The organism is Paenibacillus sp. p3-SID1389 (genome assembly GCF_025151705.1).
GTDB lineage: Bacteria > Bacillota > Bacilli > Paenibacillales > Paenibacillaceae > Fontibacillus > Fontibacillus phoenicis.
Window position 1 is genome coordinate 37,841 of record NZ_JALXVO010000018.1, and the last position, 16,489, is coordinate 54,329.

16 protein-coding genes are annotated in these 16,489 nt (G+C 51.9%); 11 read left to right on the forward strand and 5 right to left on the reverse strand.

Going from position 1 to position 16,489, the window contains the following annotated elements; genetic code table 11:
* Positions 1 to 49: 49 nt before the first annotated feature.
* Positions 50 to 826 (forward strand): ABC transporter ATP-binding protein, encoded by a 777-nt coding sequence (locus M3G15_RS09780; RefSeq protein WP_260070762.1) that lies wholly within the window; start codon positions 50 to 52, stop codon positions 824 to 826.
* A gap of 3 nt (positions 827 to 829) precedes the next feature.
* On the opposite strand, the gene M3G15_RS09785 is transcribed toward M3G15_RS09780, so the two are convergent.
* From M3G15_RS09785 to M3G15_RS09800, 4 genes are read right to left on the reverse strand one after another with little or no spacing between them, the layout of a single operon-like run.
* The gene (locus tag M3G15_RS09785; RefSeq protein WP_260070763.1) at positions 830 to 1,957 is read right to left on the reverse strand and encodes a GerAB/ArcD/ProY family transporter; all 1,128 of its coding nucleotides are present in this window, start codon (positions 1,955 to 1,957) and stop codon (positions 830 to 832) included.
* Positions 1,958 to 1,982: 25 nt separating this feature from the next.
* Positions 1,983 to 2,198, reverse strand: coding sequence for a hypothetical protein (locus tag M3G15_RS09790; RefSeq protein ID WP_260070764.1), 216 nt, complete (start codon positions 2,196 to 2,198; stop codon positions 1,983 to 1,985).
* Between the two features lie 12 nt (positions 2,199 to 2,210).
* Complete coding sequence (locus M3G15_RS09795) at positions 2,211 to 3,404, reverse strand: Ger(x)C family spore germination protein (RefSeq protein WP_260070765.1); 1,194 nt, start codon at positions 3,402 to 3,404, stop codon at positions 2,211 to 2,213.
* Positions 3,401 to 4,996, reverse strand: coding sequence for a spore germination protein (locus tag M3G15_RS09800; protein WP_260070766.1), 1,596 nt, complete (start codon positions 4,994 to 4,996; stop codon positions 3,401 to 3,403). The genes M3G15_RS09795 and M3G15_RS09800 overlap by 4 nt, the downstream gene beginning before the upstream one ends.
* Before the next feature lie 186 nt (positions 4,997 to 5,182).
* Between M3G15_RS09800 and M3G15_RS21750 the strand changes: the two genes are divergently transcribed.
* Positions 5,183 to 5,500 carry a spore germination protein gene (locus M3G15_RS21750; RefSeq protein WP_260070767.1) on the forward strand — a complete coding sequence of 106 codons (318 nt, stop codon included), beginning with the start codon at positions 5,183 to 5,185 and terminating at the stop codon, positions 5,498 to 5,500.
* 220 nt (positions 5,501 to 5,720) lie between these two features.
* Positions 5,721 to 6,767 carry an HD-GYP domain-containing protein gene (locus M3G15_RS09810; RefSeq protein WP_260070768.1) on the forward strand — a complete coding sequence of 349 codons (1,047 nt, stop codon included), beginning with the start codon at positions 5,721 to 5,723 and terminating at the stop codon, positions 6,765 to 6,767.
* A gap of 93 nt (positions 6,768 to 6,860) precedes the next feature.
* Here the strand turns inward: M3G15_RS09810 and M3G15_RS09815 are convergent, their stop codons facing one another.
* Positions 6,861 to 7,292, reverse strand: coding sequence for a VOC family protein (locus M3G15_RS09815; protein ID WP_009225973.1), 432 nt, complete (start codon positions 7,290 to 7,292; stop codon positions 6,861 to 6,863).
* Between the two features lie 377 nt (positions 7,293 to 7,669).
* Between M3G15_RS09815 and M3G15_RS09820 the strand changes: the two genes are divergently transcribed.
* The 8 genes from M3G15_RS09820 to M3G15_RS09855 all read left to right on the forward strand — a co-directional run bounded on the left by M3G15_RS09820 (position 7,670) and on the right by M3G15_RS09855 (position 16,448).
* A complete protein-coding gene (locus M3G15_RS09820) occupies positions 7,670 to 8,533 on the forward strand; it encodes a MurR/RpiR family transcriptional regulator (RefSeq protein WP_036645902.1) in 864 nt (287 codons plus the stop codon).
* Between the two features lie 200 nt (positions 8,534 to 8,733).
* Positions 8,734 to 9,648, forward strand: a complete 915-nt coding sequence (gene murQ, locus M3G15_RS09825) for an N-acetylmuramic acid 6-phosphate etherase (RefSeq protein WP_260070769.1) — start codon at positions 8,734 to 8,736, stop codon at positions 9,646 to 9,648.
* Positions 9,649 to 9,678: 30 nt separating this feature from the next.
* Positions 9,679 to 11,133, forward strand: coding sequence for an ABC transporter substrate-binding protein (locus M3G15_RS09830; RefSeq protein WP_260070770.1), 1,455 nt, complete (start codon positions 9,679 to 9,681; stop codon positions 11,131 to 11,133).
* Positions 11,134 to 11,219: 86 nt separating this feature from the next.
* Positions 11,220 to 12,143 (forward strand): carbohydrate ABC transporter permease, encoded by a 924-nt coding sequence (locus tag M3G15_RS09835; RefSeq protein ID WP_260070771.1) that lies wholly within the window; start codon positions 11,220 to 11,222, stop codon positions 12,141 to 12,143.
* Positions 12,144 to 12,163: 20 nt separating this feature from the next.
* The gene (locus M3G15_RS09840; RefSeq protein ID WP_260070772.1) at positions 12,164 to 13,024 is read left to right on the forward strand and encodes a carbohydrate ABC transporter permease; all 861 of its coding nucleotides are present in this window, start codon (positions 12,164 to 12,166) and stop codon (positions 13,022 to 13,024) included.
* 16 nt (positions 13,025 to 13,040) lie between these two features.
* Positions 13,041 to 14,261: an anhydro-N-acetylmuramic acid kinase gene (locus tag M3G15_RS09845; RefSeq protein WP_260070773.1), complete on the forward strand. Its 1,221-nt coding sequence runs from the start codon at positions 13,041 to 13,043 to the stop codon at positions 14,259 to 14,261.
* A gap of 41 nt (positions 14,262 to 14,302) precedes the next feature.
* The gene (locus tag M3G15_RS09850) at positions 14,303 to 15,445 is read left to right on the forward strand and encodes an exo-beta-N-acetylmuramidase NamZ family protein (RefSeq protein WP_260070774.1); all 1,143 of its coding nucleotides are present in this window, start codon (positions 14,303 to 14,305) and stop codon (positions 15,443 to 15,445) included.
* Positions 15,446 to 15,524: 79 nt separating this feature from the next.
* Positions 15,525 to 16,448 (forward strand): BadF/BadG/BcrA/BcrD ATPase family protein, encoded by a 924-nt coding sequence (locus M3G15_RS09855; RefSeq protein WP_260070775.1) that lies wholly within the window; start codon positions 15,525 to 15,527, stop codon positions 16,446 to 16,448.
* The last annotated feature ends 41 nt before the right edge of the window (positions 16,449 to 16,489 follow it).

Here is a 16,489-nt window from a genome sequence, read left to right on the forward strand (position 1 = left end):
GTAGCTTGAGAGTACTGCAAATCTACTTATTTTTTCGGAGGTACTAAGAATGGATATCATCGAAATGAATCAAGTGACTTGGTTCCGGGATGGGAAGGCCGTATTAAACGGCATCGATTGGACGGTCCGCGAGGGAGAGCATTGGGCGATGCTGGGCTTAAACGGTTCAGGCAAGACGACGCTGCTTAATATGATCAGCGGCTACCTCTGGCCGACGTCTGGCCAAATCAGCGTACTGGGAAACCGGTTTGGCGAAGTAGATTTGCGGGAGCTGCGCAAAACGATTGGGTGGGTTAGTTCTTCGATGCAGGCCAGACTGCATGGGGGGCAAAAAGCCGAGGATCTTGTGGTGAGCGGCAAATTTGCATCCATCGGACTTTACGAGAAGCCAACGACAGAGGATTATGAACAGGCTGCAGCCTTAATGAACCAGCTCCACTGCAGCCACCTGCATGGACGGGCTTACCAGACGTGTTCCCAGGGGGAACAGCAAAAGCTGTTGATTGCCCGGGCCTTGATGGCCTCGCCCCAGCTTCTCATCTTGGACGAGGCGACGAACGGGCTGGATTTCATCTCCCGGGAAGGGCTGCTGGAAAGCATCGCACAGCTGGCCGCCGAACCGAATACGCCGCATATGCTGTATGTGACGCACCATACCGAGGAAATCTTGCCGATTTTCACGCATACGCTGCTGCTTCGGCGGGGAGAAGTGTACGCGCAAGGGAAAACATCGGATGTCCTGAACGAAACCGGGTTATCCGATTTCTTTGAAACGCCGGTCGCTTTGCGATGGAATCAGGAACGGGCTTGGCTTTCGACGAAATAAGCCTTAACCCGTCGGAGTGCTCCCGGCGGGTTTTGTTGTTTTGGACCCGGAGGATTTTTTGCGTATTGCGCCGATGAACCAATAAATACTTGGGATGATAAACTCGGCAAAGCAGAACAGAAGCGCCCCCTCCCAGGACAGGAAAGAAATAATTTCCGGCGGGGTTCTAACAATGGACAAGGAGTATATGGACACAAAGGCGACAACCGGCAAAGTGAAGGGCTTGTGATCCTTTACGCCGGCCAACTGGGCGAGACATAAGACCGCTGTGTAAACAATAAACGACATTTTCACAAAGATGCTGGTTAACCACAAACTAATTAAGATCGGGTCCATTGTTTCGATAAACGAGCCAACGCGAATGAAACGAACCAGTTCCATGTCGGGGTAGACCAGATTAGCTCCCAGCTTCGGTCCAAAGGTCAGCAGAATCGGAATGAGATGCATCAGGATCAACAGCAGCGAAGTGAGTGTAGCCCAGAAAAGGGTTCGGAACACCTTTTTTGGCGTTTCTAGATAAGGGAAAAGCAGAAACAAGAAAGCCATCTCGCCAAAAATAGCCATGGTATCTACAATTGAGGCCCACATATCCTTCACCGACAGATGGTTTATCAAGGCGGTGAACATATCCAGTTCCATCTCTTGAAATCCGATGAACGGAAGACAGATTAAGGCGGCGGCAAAAACAAGAAAAAAGCCTTCTGCCATTCGGAAGATGGTCAAGATCCCGCAGCGTACGGCATAGGCAACACATACTCCAAAGATGGCAACCACCGCCCAATCCGGCGTACCAATCAAATATTCCGATAACAAGAAATCAGCAAGCTCCCTTAAATTGAGGGCAGCCAGAAAGAGATGAAGCAGCACGATATAAAGGACGAAAATGAAATGAAGGGGGCGGCCCACCACTTTGCTCCCGAATTGAACAAAAAATTCGTTGGGGCGGGAGGAAGCGAGCTTATAGGCCGGGTAGCAAAATAGCAGCCCCAGCAAAGCGCCTACCAAGACGGCCATCGGCGTGGAATACTTGCTGCCTCCGAGCAGCATCGCTGTATAAAAGGCGATGACTGTGGTGAAGGATTGCAAGCTGAAAAGCGCAAATATTTGATTGGTTGTAATGTTATTAAGCATGCTTTCCGCCTCCTAAAGTCCCGTGTCAATACGATCTGCCCAGCAATGTATGGCATAAATATTGGAACATGATGATCACATTCCATTGTTCCTTCAGTTTAAATGTGACTTCTGAGGTGATGAAGAAACAGATGGAGACGAGCAGTACGGTCATTCGGGTTTTCAGCTGGACGCCCTCTTTTTTCTGCATCATCCAGTCTACCGTCATAATGAGTACATACAGGATACCAATATAGACCACGTCGATCCCTCGCTATCTATTGGTTTCGTGAACCACCGAACGATAAACGCCGCCCGTACGGTTTACACGGATATTAACGTCAACCTCAATCGGGAGTTCGTTGGCGTAATAATTTTTCCATTGATCCTGCATCGTATGCCAAACTTTTGGATATTTCCAATCCAGATATTGTCTCATGAGGAAAGCGTCGGAACGGGCTTGACGGGTCTTGTTCAGAACGCGGATGAACTGCTCTTCCACGTCTTTACTCAGGATTTCTTCCAATTGTTGAATAACTTGCGGATCCTTCAAATCGATGTGAGAGAGCGAGGATTCCACATAAGCTTTGGCACTGCTAACGAGCCGGAACGAGACCTGATCTCCCTGTACTTTCGGTTTAATGTCCGTCTTTATTTCCTCGATGTAAAAGCTCATCTCCTTCCCATCGGTGGGAGAGGAGATCGTGAGCGTCGTATTTTTAAGCTGGGAGCTGATCCACAGCGCGGTTTGATGCTCGAGAGGGGTGAGCACGGTCTTTGCCATTTTACCGTTGCTGAAGATCGCTGCACCTCCGGAACCCATCCAACGGTTCTTCTTCGGATCCTCTTGCGCCACTCCTGGGAGTTCCCCGAAATACATCAGCGGGATTAGAATATCCCCTCCTTCATATAATGCCAGCTTGTAATCCTTGATTGTGGTGTCTAGTACATAGTGATTGTTGACGTATTTTCGCAGGATGTCACTGAGAATACGTTCAAACACCATCGGTGCTTTCGTTATCTCTTTAACATCGCCGGGTGTTATAAACAAGCTAGCACTCAGTCGGAAGGAAGGCTGGCGGAAGACGAATTCGACAACCTGGTCCAAGCCATACTCCGCCTGTCTTCGGCCAATCACGACGATGCGGGTTTGACCAAAGGTAATATTCCGGGGCACGTCGATTTGAATTAAATTTAAGGCCTGGCTTAGATTTTCTGCTCGCCTGGTCACAAAGCTAAACGGATCCCCTTGGGGTTGTCCTGTCCCGCCGGATTCCCCCGGAATCATCCGGTTGGGGAGCGGAATTCCTAAGGTCAGCTCCGTCTGCCCGTCCTCTGTTCGATCGATCAGCACCGTGTTCACAAACGCCCGGTTGTTTAGCTCCTGGACAGACCAGCATCCGCCAACGCCGATGAAGAGCAAGAAAACCAAAATTGCAGTTACGATAGCGCGATGGATTCTCGTCACTCCAATTCACCTTTCTCCTTTGCCCAACCCCGTGGATTTGAGTTTTGCCGGATTTCGTTGTTCGAGAGCTGCAACGGGCGCTTACGCATTTTCCACCAGGGAGCCCGAAGGAACGTGTCGCCCAAATCCTTGCCCATCAGCGGGGCAATCGGGGACATATAGGGAATCCCAAAGGACCTCAAATTGACCATATGGATGTAAATCAGAATTAACCCGCAGGTCAAACCGTACAATCCGAACATGGAAGCTAAGATCATGATCGGAAAACGCAGCAATCGAAACGCCAAACCTAAATCGAAATGGGGGATGATAAACGAAGCAATCCCCGTTAATGATACGATGATCACCATGGCCGCCGAGACAATACCCGCCTGGACGGCGGCGGTGCCAATGATTAAGGCGCCGATAATGGATACGGCTTGCCCGATCGATTTTGGAATCCGAATAGAAGCTTCGCGGAGAGCTTCAAACGCCAGTTCCATCGCAAATGCTTCCCATAGCGCCGGAAAGGGAACGATTTCCCGCGAAGCGGCGATCGTAATCAGCAGCTGTGAAGGGATCATTTCCGGATGAAACGTGGTCACTGCGATATAAATCGACGGCAAGGTTAAAGAAGCAAATACGAAAAAATAACGAATCCAGCGAATCCAGTTCGCCGCGATATAACGCTGGTAATAATCCTCTGCCGATTGCAGCAGCATCGGCAATGTCACCGGAGCGAGCAACACGATCGGTGAACCATCTACGATGATGGCAATTCTCCCCTCCAACAGCGCTGCGGTGACGACGTCAGGGCGTTCCGTGTACTGCAGTTGCGGAAAAGGCGAATAAGGGTTATCCTCGATGATTTCTTCCACGTAGGCGGAGCCCAGAATTCCGTCCATGTCGAGGTAAGAAAGTCGACGCTGCACTTCCTTCACGAGTTCCGGTTTACATACGTCCTCCACATAAGCCAGCACGATACCGGTTCGTGTTTCCCGGCCTTTATTGACCGTTGGCGTTTTGAGATGCGGACTCTTGATCCGGCGGCGAATCATGGTCAGGTTCTTCTCCAAATCCTCGATAAAGGCTTCTCTCGACCCGCGGATGACGGATTCATTGGGGGCTTCATCGATGCTGCGCGTCGGGTAAGCCGAAATGGAGAATGTCAACATCCGCATATCCCCGTCGATCATTAGCAAAGCTCCGGCATTCAGGATGGCTTGAACCGCTTGATTCAAGTCATCGATGACCGTAGCTTGAGATACGCTTAGTGCCTTGTCTTCGAACAGGAACTGATAAATATCTTTCTCTTGCAGCTGCGCGGATTCTCGCTGCAAGCTGCGAACGATAAATTGCTGGACCGTCTCCTGCGCAATCATCCCGCGCACATAGATTAAGGCGCACGGTTGCCCTGAGCTGATTGTAAATTCCCGATAGATGATGTCTGAGGTGTCCTTTAGCACCTGCTTCAACCAATCTAACCGAGCTTGTAAGCTTTGATCGGCAGCGGGAGCGGGCGAATCCGCACGGCTTGGGGGAAGTGTCGGAGTTTTGCCAGACTTTCCCCCGATGGAGTGCTTTCGGCGCTGCAGCTTTCTGATGATGGGCATGGAACGTCCTCCTTCCTAGCCGACTATTCCCAGTTAAGATGCGCCGTTTACAGGAGAAATATTCTAATTCTTAGCAGAACCGGAGTAAAAACCAAAGTCAATCGCAACGAGATTATTTTTGAAGCAAGTTGGTAATAAAGGGTAACGACATCATCGAAAGGATCAGTTGATTGGAGAAGGGTTCTCATGCCAAGAATAATGTTATACGGCGGTTTTTATTTCGTTAACATTTCCGTCGCTATATATCGCCCTGGTGTCCTTTCACCAGGGGATGATTCCTTCCAAGCTGGCCTTTTCTACGGGATCATCCTGACCCTCATCATGATCTGCATTCACCTATCGAGACTGAACAGCTCCGGGGTTCCTTATTTAACGCCGTTGTCCCCCAGCTTTTATCGCGACTGGCGGGATATGGTCATTCGAGCCCCCTTACCGATGCTCACGAAGCGGCCCCAATTTAAGGCCCGCACCAAAGTTCGAGGCTCAACGGTGGAAACCAAATGAGAAAGGAGGACAATAGCTGAGGTGGGTATGGAGATCCGCCATGGAAGCGGAAGTGACGAGCTAAGGTCTTTTGGCCTGGATTTCAGTGAACAAGGCAGCAGCAGCCACCCCATCAAAACACGCCTTTAGGACTATTCAGGGCGGAGTGTGTTTGCGCGATATTTATAAGTATAAGGTAGATTTTAGGCGATGTACGCGCAGATTAAGAAGGGGGGGTCATATGAGAACTCACGTCATGGAGCTTCAGGAAGGGGACCGTCTGAGAACCGATGTGTTTAATCGAGCCGGTTTGCACATTCTTCCGAAGGGGACAAGCATTCATGCGGAGGAAATTGCCCTGCTGATTCGGCAAAGTATCGATTACGTCGATATCGAATTGCGCGAAGGGGAAGTTGCCCTGAACTCTGGTAAGAATTCAAGCTTCATCCAGCGTTTGCGCGATAACTTTTATTTTACGGTGAAGGGGTATCAGACGTTATTTTTAGAGGCGCTGACGACAGGGAAGTTTAATCAATCCATGGTTGAGCAGCATTTAGTGCCCATGCTTGAGGTCCTGGATCGAAATAAGGATGTCGTGTCACTCCTGATCGCCTTCACTGAAGAGGATGTTAATATTTATAACCACTCGTTGCAGGTAGGTCTGTTGTCCTATTATATTGCCACCTGGCTTGGACACCCGCCTAATGAATGTTATGAAATCAGCAAAGCGGGTTATCTGCACGATATCGGGAAGAGCCAGGTACGCCAATCGCTTCGCAACCGCGAGCATGAATTAACTGGGGAAGAACGGGAGGAAATGAATCGTCATACTTCCTACGGTTATGAAATCATCCGCCGATCGACAGGGGAAGAAGTGACGGCCCTCGTCGCACTTCAGCATCATGAACGGGAGGACGGCTCCGGTTTTCCGGCCAGCTTACGCAAAGAGAAAATCCATCCTTATGCCGAAATTGTTGCGGTAGCCAATGAATACATAGCGATGACGTCTCCAGACGCATCAGGTTCGCGGCAGGATATCTTGACCGTGCTGCGAAACATTTATAATCTCGGATTCGGCAAGCTGAATGAGAAGGCGGTTCAAGCGTTGACTGCCAATCTCCTGCCGAATTTCATCGGGAAGAAAGTGAAACTAAGCAACGGCGAAACGGCGACGATCGTATGGAACAACCCTACCGATATTTTCAAACCGTTGGTGCAAATCGACGAATGGCAGTTCCGGGATTTGTCGAGAGAACGAAATATTGAATTAGTACATGTGTTTGTCTAAAATTTCATCAATCCAGAGGAAACAACCCGCTTCTCAATCAAAAGAGAAGGGGTTGTTTTTTTGTTCGTACTACTTGGGATAGAAATGGCAGGTTTACTTGCTGTTTCTCCCGTCGTCATAACTGAGCTGCCATTCGATGCCGTATTTGTCCTTTAGGTTGCCGTAACAAGGGCTCCAGAACGTTTCTTGCAGCTCCATTTTAACCGAGCCGCCTTCTTTGAGGCGCTCAAACGCGGTAGTGATTTCCTCCCGATTGGTGCTGATCAGCGCCAAACTGATATTGGTTCCAACGGTATAAGGGGAACCCGGGAACACATCGGAGAACATCAGGTTGCTGCCGCTTATCTTCAAGTTGGCGTGCATGACCCGATCCTTCGCCTCTTCAGGAAGCGTATAATCCGGCTCTGCGGAGTGCGCTTCGCCGTAGGTCATGATTTGCGGCCGCTCCACGCCAAACGCCTGGGCGTAAAACTCAACCGCTTCACGGCAGTTGCCGTCGAAATACAAATATGCGTCAATCGGCATATCAATCTCCTCCCTTAAAATCGCTCGCTTATTCACATTTGACTCCCTTACATCATACCCAGAATCCGCGAACTCGAATCAGACAAAATCCATTACTGGGAGATATTAACTCCAATTTATTTACACTATTTTAGAAAGAACATTTGATGAGAGATAAGGGATATATTCAGTAAGATAGAGACTTTTTGTTTACATTGCGATAATATAATTCGTAAATTAATATCATAAAGATGTTTATACTTTAAAATAAAATTCCAAAACTTAATGAATGAATTTCCAAAAAATTTCACATGGTTTGCTTGTTTTTTGTCAGCTTTGCGCTTAAGATAGGATTGCAAGTCTAGTAAACATATCCAAATAGTGAAGTAGGTATGAAGATGGCAATTCATGATAATATTTTGATCAAAATTCGCGATATGAAGGAGAATCTGACGCCGGTCGAGCGCATGGTAGCGGAATATATTCTCGCTAATACGGAAGACATTCCCCACCTGTCGATCAAAAGCTTGGCCAAGCTGAGCAAAACAAGCGATGCTTCTGTGCTTCGGTTCTGCAAAACGATGGGATACAGCGGTTACCGTAGCTTTATCGTCAGTATTTCAGCGGCGCTTGGCTCGATGGACGACGAGCGGAAGGACCAGTACACGGATATCCAACCGGGCGACGACCTGGATACGATTATCGCCAACATTTCGCGCAACAATATGAAGTCCATTGAGGATACGTTAAGCGTGCTGGATCGCGGTGAGGTTGCCCGTGCCGTTAAAGCGCTGCGTGCCTCCAACCGCATTGTGTTCTTTGGGATCGGCGCCTCCGGATTGGTGTGTCAGGACGGGGAACAGAAATTTTCACGAATTAATAAAATGTGTCATTCGTACACCGATGGGCACAGTCAGTTGACCGCGGCGACATTGCTTGGCAAAGGTGACGTTGCCATCTTCGTCTCTAACTCCGGAAATACCTTGGAAATCATAGAGACACTGGAGATTGCCAAGAAGAACAACGCTACGACCGTCGCCATTACCAAATACAACAAAAGTGAGCTTGCAGATAAGGCGGATATCCTGCTTGGCATTTCCACACCCGAGATCACCATGCGTAGCGGGGCGATGGGTTCCCGGATTGCGATGCTAACGATCATTGATATGCTGTTTGCTGGGGTGGCCAGTGCGGAATATCAAAATGTGAAGAAGTATTTGACCAAAACGCACAGTATTTTAGCCGCGAAACACAAAAGATAAGAGTATCAACTCCACGAGACATGGGATCCTGACGATCCAATGTCTTTTTTTGTTGAAAAAAGGAGTAAAAAATCAAAAATATATTACATAGTAAAATTTTATTTCAAAAACTATTGACGGGGTAAAGTTTACCACCGTAAACTAAGACTCAAGTAAAGGGTGGATCAAACCAGATCATCAGTGAGGAGAATGAAGACGCCATGGAAGAATATTATGCAGGTCTGACGACGGAGGCTATCAACCAGAACACGCTAAGGATTGATGAATGCTCGACCGAAGAAATGCTGCGTCTGCTGAATCGGGAGGATGCCACGGTGCCCGCCTCCGTTGCTGCGGAAATTCCGCAGATCACCAAGGCGGTGGATCTTCTGCACCAACTGCTGATGCAGGGGGGGAGAATGTTTTATATCGGGGCAGGAACTTCTGGTAGATTGGGGGTGCTGGATGCTTCGGAATGTCCACCAACCTTCGGCGTTGATCCTGAGCTGGTGCAAGGGCATATCGCTGGTGGAGACATCGCTTTAAGAGCAGCTGTCGAAGGTTATGAGGATAACGAAGAGGAGGGGATCGCATTAATCGAACGGCTTGGGGTGACGAACAAGGATGCTGTGATCGGTATTTCTGCCAGCGGCAGCGCCAGCTTCGTCATCGCCAGCCTGAAGAAAGCTGCCGAGCTGGGGGCGACGACCATTGGCATCGTCAACAACAAGGCATCCAAGCTGGAGGCCGTCTGCGATATTTGTATCTCACCTGTCGTAGGGCCGGAAGCGATTATGGGTTCAACCCGTCTGAAGGCGGGAACGGCGCAGAAGCTGGTGCTTAACATGCTCACGACCTGCACGATGGTGAAGCTGGGGAAAACGTACAATAACCTGATGGTGGACTTGAAGGCTAGCAACAAGAAGTTGTATGACCGTTCCATCCGCATCCTCAAAATCGCCACCGGCGTCGACAGCGCAACCGCTGCGAAAGTGCTGGAAGAGGCATCGCTGAACTGCAAGCTTGCGATCCTGATGATTAAGACGGGGATGGAGGCCAAGGAGGCCGAGCGCGTATTAAGCGAGTGTGACGGAAATCTCAAGCTGGCTATTCGCACACAAAACAAAGTGGTTTAGCACGATAATCCAGGGGGAGGATTTTTTGCTATGAGAAAAATGCATGTATTGGCATCCGTATTGGCATTAACCATGTCGATCAGCTTATTGACGGCATGCGGGTCGGGGAACAAAGCCGCGAACGGCGGCAATTCCGCCGCTCCCAACAACACGAATGGCGCCGCTGAAGCGCCTGCCGAGGCCAAAGACACGATCACCGCGTTACTCCCGCCGGTTTCTGGCAACTTCCAAAGTCGTTTTGAGGAAATCGAGAAGGACTTCAACGCCCTTTATCCCAATTTAACCTTAAAGATTGAACCGGCCAGCTGGGAGGACATGACGCAGAAGCTGGATACGCAGGTTAACGCCGGCAGTCCCCCAGACATTGCCTTTATCGGATCGGATGGGATCTCCAAATACGTGCAGCAAGGGATGTTGATGGACATCACCGATACAGTGACCCCGGAAATGGTCGCGGATTTTGATCCGACGCCGCTCGAATACATGAAGAAAGCGGATGGATTGTACGGGTTCCCGGCCTACATGGAGGTTCACGCCCTTGGCGGCAATAAGCAGTTCCTTGAAGAAGCGGGAATCGATTGGAAAAGCGTGCAGCAAAACGGTTGGACGTACGAAGAGTTCCGCGAAGCGATCAAAAAAGGCGTCGTGAAGGAAGGCGATACGATCAAACGGTACGGCTTCGTGTTCGCAACAGCCGGGGTGACGGCCAAGGATTATCTGAACATCCTTATCAAAAATGCCGGAATGCCAGCCGCGTTCACCAAGGACCTGAAATTTGCTTACACCAGCAAAAATTACTTGGAAGTGCTGAAGGCGGTCCGGCAGATGATCGATGACGGCTCGATGCCGAAGGAGCTGAGCTCCGTCGATGCCGGCAAACGCTGGAACATGTTCCTGACCGGTCAAACGATGATTACCGGGAAAGGGCTGGCCACCTTCGAGAACTCGGCGAACCAAAACAACGAGAAGCTGAAGGCGAATGACGGCAGTGCGGTAGCTGGCAGCATTCCGGTTGAATACATCGTGCTTCCTGTACCAACATTCCTGGGCCAAGAACCGATCTCCAGCACGGTCGTGGACGGTTATGTCACCTTCCGCGGCAAGAAGGAGCCCACGGCCGAGCATAAGGCTAACGTCGTGAAGGCGGCTTACTTCCTGGCCAGCGGCAAAGTAGCAGCGTTGACGAACAATGACTTGTTTGCGGCTCACATTACGAAGAGCGGCAGAGAAGCAGCGAAGGACCTGACGGTGAACCGTAACCCGGATAACGTGGCCGCGGTCGAAACCCTGTTATCGCATGCCAACCCGGCACGTCCGGACATCCCGGTAGAGCTTGGTGCACAGGCGATCAAGCTGGAGGATGAAGTGATCATTCCGAAGCTGCAAGCTTTGTTAGCTGACGAGATTACGCCGGAGGAAATGTATGAAGCCGTCAAAAAAGAAGCGATTAAGATGTTTGGGGAAGACGGCGTTGTGATCGACTAGCAAATGAAGGATCGGATAGCCGTGCGTGATGGACCGCGGCTATCCGAACCGTTTTTTTTACACTAGCGAAAAGGAGTTTGGACACGATGGCCCAGTTGGCAAAAATGCGGACGGCAGGCCCAACAAAGAAGAAAATGCTGCGGATCAAGGGAGACACTAGCTGGGCTTATGCTTTTATCGCCGTGGCGCTGGTCGTCTATGCAGTATTTACGGCCTATCCCGTTGTCAGTGCTTTGATCATTAGTTTTCAGGAATACAAACCGCTGGGTTCCCAGTTTGTCGGGTGGGAGAATTATGTGAACACCTTCTCCGATACCTTATTTTGGAAATCGATCAAGAACACGATCGTTTATACGCTTCTGACGGTTCCGGTATCTTTGTTCCTGTCTTTTGTCATCGCGATTATGATCCATCCGCTGCGTAAAGGAATGCAAACGACATTTAAAGCGATCTATTATTTGCCGGCGGTGGCTTCCGGTGTGGCCTTGTCGGTCGTCTGGCTATGGATCTTTGATCCGATGACGAGCGGGATCTTAAACCAGCTGCTGGGCCTGTTTGGCATCACGAACCAGAACTGGCTGGGCACCAGCTCGACGGCGATGTTCTCGCTGGTGTTGATGGCATGGCTGTCCAGTCACGGCACGAGCATTATCATCTATTTGGCGGCGCTGCTTGGCATCGATAATAGTTACTACGAAGCGGCGGAGCTAGATGGGGCTTCGTTCCTCCAGAAGCTCTGGCACATCGTGATCCCGTGCCTTAAGCCAACAACGCTGTTCCTGTTGGTCACCGGCGTGATCGGCTCCTTCCAGGTGTTCCAGAACGCCTATCTGATGACCGGAGGCGGTCCAGACAACGCGACAACGATGGTGGGGTTGCTGATCTTCAACAATGCCTTCAAGTATTTTGAATTCGGAGAGGCGGCGGCACAATCCTTGATTCTGACGGTGATTATTGCCGGCATTTCGCTGCTCCAGTTCAAATTTATGGGCAGCGACATCGAATATTAGCGCGGGAGGGAGGATGAACCATGGCACTATACAGCACCCATACCGGCCATCCATACGTTAGGCGAATCCGCAACGCAGGGCTCATGATCGTTCTTCTGCTTTTTGCGCTGGCGACGCTGTTTCCGATCTACTTCATGATTATTTCCTCCTTCGGCGATCCCGTGGAAGCGGGGGCCTTAAGCTATTCGTTGTGGCCGGGCAAAATATCGCTGGATTCCTACAAGTTTTTCTTCGACTATAGCGAGTATTCCTACCGCTGGCTGTTAAATTCGCTGATTGTGGCAACCAGCGTAATGGTGTCTAATGTCCTCTTTGCGACCTTGGCTGGTTACGCCTTCTCCAAAATCCGTTTCCGCGGCAGATCGGTGCTGTTTTCGATTATGCTCTGCGCGATGATGATTCCGTATCAAGTGACTCAAGTGCCGCTTTACATTTTGATCGTTAACGTGTTTCAAATTGAAAATACGTATAGTGCGTTGATTATGCCGGGACTGGTCACGGTATTCAACATCTTCCTAGCCAAGCAGTTCATGACCTCCATTCCGACGGAAATTTTGGAATGCGCGAAGGTGGAAGGTTGCAACCAGCTTCAAATGTTCACCAAGATCGTTCTCCCCCTCTCCAAAACTGTGATGGCGGTCATGGCCATTTTAACCTTTATGGATAGCTGGAACACGTTCTTCTGGCCATTTCTTGTGACAAACACGATGGACATGCAAACGATTCAGGTGGGGCTCAAAAACTTCCGATTCGCGAACACCACGTATTTTGCTCCCATGATGGCGGGGGCAACGATCTCGGCCTTGCCCATGTTCGTTTTGTTCTTTAGCTTGCAAAAATATTTCCTGGAAGGCGTCACCGTTGGAGCGGTGAAGGGTTGAACATGGAGGTGAGGAGATGGAACGTCCAAACGGAACCTCTGCGGCTTACCGCTATGCGGTTGGTTTAATGTCGGGAACTTCGGTCGACGGCATCGATGCCGCCGTGGTGGCCATTCGCGGTGAGCTTGATGGGAGCGAAAAACCGGAAGTCCAGCTGGTGGCGTATGAGAACACGTCTTATCCGGATCAGGTCCGAGCAGAGATCTTTGCGATGTTTGATCCCCGGCAAGCGACGATCGACCGGGTGGGCCGTCTGAACGTTTGGCTAGGCGAGCTGTTCGCCCAAGCAGCGCTGGCCGTGATTCGGAAAGCGGGATTAACCCCCGGCGATATCGCCTGGATCGGCTCCCACGGCCAAACCATTTATCATGCGCCGGACGCGGGTAGCGAGGACGGCCTTGATTTACGGTATACCGTACAAATCGGGGAAGGGGCTGTGATCGCGGCCCGGACGGGAATCCCTTGCGTCTCCGATTTTCGCGTCGCTGATATGGCGGTGGGAGGTCAAGGGGCTCCGCTTGTGCCGTATACGGAATATTTGCTGTACCGGGAGGAGAAGCGGACGCTGCTGCTGCAAAATATCGGGGGGATCGGCAATATGACCGTTCTTCCCCAAAACTGCCGGCCCGATGAGGTGTATGCGTTTGATACGGGGCCCGGGAACGTGTTGATCGACGGGGTGGTGACGCGGCTTACGAAAGGAGCGGCAACGATGGATGTCGGCGGAAGTCTGGCCCGGCGCGGCCAAGTGCATGCTGGATTGCTTGAAGAATTAAAGCGCGAGCCCTATTACCAGCAGCCGATTCCGAAGTCAACCGGTCGAGAGCTTTTTAGTGCTTCCTACATGGATCGCCTGCTGGAGGATCAGGCCCGGTATGGCCTTTCGGCAGAGGATTTGGTGGCTACCGTCACCCGGCTTACGGCGTGGACGATCGGCGAAGGGTATCGCCGGTTTGTCCGGGCCCAGCATGCGGCCGATGTGTTGATCGTTGGGGGAGGCGGGAGCTATAATCCCGTGCTGATGAGCAAGCTGCAGGACGAGATGAATGCGATGGGGGTTGCCGTGATGACTCAAGAGGATCTGGGGTTTCACAGCGACGCCAAAGAGGCGGTGGCGTTTGCGTTATTAGCCGGCTGCACGCTGGACGGGGTGCCAAACAATCTCCCGCGGGTAACCGGGGCGGCTCATCCTGTGGTGATGGGGAAGATCAGTTATTCGCCTCCGGAGCGGGAATGACAGTTGGCCAACGTCAATTCATGAGAGAGGATGGCATCATCATGGTTGAAAACGGGATTGATCGGCTTTCGGAATATGCCAAGCTGCTGCAAGGCCATCGGCTTGGGTTGATCACAGCGCCGACCGGCCTCACCTCGGACTTTGTGTCTACGATTCAGGTGCTGCATGACGAGTTTCATTTGACGGCATTGTTCTCGCCCGAGCATGGCGTTCGCGGCGATCAGGCAGCCGGTGCTCTGGTAGACAGCTATATCGATCCGATCACGGGGGTGCCGGTACATAGCCTTTACCGGAAGGATTCCAAGCGGCTGACACCAGAGATGCTAGAGGAAGTTGATGCGGTCGTCTATGATATTCAGGATGTGGGCATACGGTACTATACTTACATTTATACCTTGCTTTACGCGCTGGAGGATTGTGCTGCAGCGGGCAAATCTTTTATTGTGCTGGATCGGGTAAATCCGCTGGATGGCGTCACGGTGGAAGGCAATGTGCTCAAGCCGGGGTTTGAGTCTTTTGTCGGCAACTACCCGCTTTGCGTGCGGTACGGCTTAACTGCCGGGGAAGTGGCCCGCATGGTCAACGAGCAAATGGGCTGGAACGCCGAACTGCATGTGATCCCATGCCGGGGGTGGAACCGGAGCATGCTCTATCCGGAAACCGGCCGGATCTGGGTACACCCGTCGCTGAATATACCTCGGTTCGAGACCGCCTTATTGTATGGGGGCACCTGCTTGTTTGAAGGGACAAATCTATCGGAAGGGCGCGGCACGACCTTCCCGTTTGAAATGATTGGCGCGCCTTATATTGAACCGGAGAAACTGGCGGTGGAAATGAATGCGAAGCGTTTGCCGGGCGTGTTGTTCCGACCGGTGTATTTTAAGCCAACGACGTCCAAACACGAGGATGAGCTCTGCGGCGGCGTCCAGTTATATGTGACCGATCCTCGGGCGCTGCAAGCGGTCGAGACCGGATATATCCTACTGGATACGATTCGTCGAAACTATGAGGCGTTTGCTTTCCTGCCGCCGATGAAGGAGAACCGCTTGTCGTTCATCGATATGCTGAGCGGTGACAAGCTCCTTCGCGAAGGGACCTTGCCGCTTCCGGAGATGCTGGAGCAATTTCGGGAAGAAAGCAAGGCGTTTGCCGAGATGAAGCAGCAATATCATCTCTATGCCTGAGGGGGATCGGCGGCTAAATCGGAGGTTTAGACGTTGTTCATCGGATTGATTAGCAGCAGACAAGGGAGGCGATATTAGGGTGAGATATGTCGTTGGCATCGACGGCGGCGGTACCAAAACGAAAGCGACGGTGGCGGATGAGACGGGGAATGTTGTTCGCTCGTTCGCCGTCGGTCCGCTTAATCTCAACGGTCAGGATGCCGGATCGGTGGAACAAACGCTAGATCATCTGCTGCGGATCGTAGCGGAGGTTTGCGGAGGGCTAGAACATTGCGTGCAGATGTGCCTCGGTGCGGCGGGGATTAGCAACCCTGTCGCGGCGGAGCGGCTGACGTCGCTGATCCGATCCGGCGGTTACCGCGGCGGGCTCGACCTGGTTGGCGATCACGAAACCGCCTTGTGCGGCGCATTAGACCGCTCGCACGGCCTGATCCTGATCGCCGGCACCGGGTCGATCTGCTTCGGGCGGAACGCTCGCGGGGAAACGCATCGAACTGGGGGATGCGGCCACCTGATCGATGACGAAGGCAGCGGCTATTCCATTGGCCGCGAGCTGCTGAGCGCGGTCGTCCGGGCGGCGGACGGACGAAGCGGCCCCACGGCGATCACGGAGCTGGTCTATGCGCAGCTGGAGATCGATTCGGTGCGGCAGCTTATCGGATTCGTGTACAGCAAGGACACGAACAAGAAGGACATTGCCGCACTGGCCCCGCTGCTGTCGCCAGCCTGCGAGCTTGGCGACAGCACGGCGCTGGCGATCGCGCGGCGCAGCGCGATCGCTTTGGCGGAGATGGCCGCTCCCGTGGCCAGCCGGCTCGCCCTGGAGGAGGGCGAGCTGGCGCTGGCCGGGAGCGTGCTGCTCCGCAGCGCGCACGTGCAGGCGGGCGTCAGGGAAGCGCTGAACGAGCGCTTCCCTAGGCTCACCTGCACGCTGCCCAAGCATGACGCAGCCTACGGCGCGGTCATGCTGGCGCTGCGCGCGCTTGCACCCGGGCGGGGCTAAGCCGCCCGGGCGCACAAAAGGCGTTTCCCTTAAGGTTACAT

Coding starts and splice junctions, on each gene's coding strand:
- M3G15_RS09840 (WP_260070772.1), top strand. CDS start 12,164: ATGGCACTATACAGCACCCATACCGGCCATCCATACGTTAGGCGAATC.
- M3G15_RS09830 (WP_260070770.1), top strand. CDS start 9,679: ATGAGAAAAATGCATGTATTGGCATCCGTATTGGCATTAACCATGTCG.
- M3G15_RS09820 (WP_036645902.1), top strand. CDS start 7,670: ATGGCAATTCATGATAATATTTTGATCAAAATTCGCGATATGAAGGAG.
- M3G15_RS09815 (WP_009225973.1), bottom strand. CDS start 7,292: ATGCCGATTGACGCATATTTGTATTTCGACGGCAACTGCCGTGAAGCG.
- M3G15_RS09800 (WP_260070766.1), bottom strand. CDS start 4,996: ATGCCCATCATCAGAAAGCTGCAGCGCCGAAAGCACTCCATCGGGGGA.
- M3G15_RS09850 (WP_260070774.1), top strand. CDS start 14,303: ATGGTTGAAAACGGGATTGATCGGCTTTCGGAATATGCCAAGCTGCTG.
- M3G15_RS09780 (WP_260070762.1), top strand. CDS start 50: ATGGATATCATCGAAATGAATCAAGTGACTTGGTTCCGGGATGGGAAG.
- murQ (WP_260070769.1), top strand. CDS start 8,734: ATGGAAGAATATTATGCAGGTCTGACGACGGAGGCTATCAACCAGAAC.
- M3G15_RS09785 (WP_260070763.1), bottom strand. CDS start 1,957: ATGCTTAATAACATTACAACCAATCAAATATTTGCGCTTTTCAGCTTG.
- M3G15_RS09845 (WP_260070773.1), top strand. CDS start 13,041: ATGGAACGTCCAAACGGAACCTCTGCGGCTTACCGCTATGCGGTTGGT.
- M3G15_RS09835 (WP_260070771.1), top strand. CDS start 11,220: ATGGCCCAGTTGGCAAAAATGCGGACGGCAGGCCCAACAAAGAAGAAA.
- M3G15_RS09810 (WP_260070768.1), top strand. CDS start 5,721: ATGAGAACTCACGTCATGGAGCTTCAGGAAGGGGACCGTCTGAGAACC.
- M3G15_RS21750 (WP_260070767.1), top strand. CDS start 5,183: ATGCCAAGAATAATGTTATACGGCGGTTTTTATTTCGTTAACATTTCC.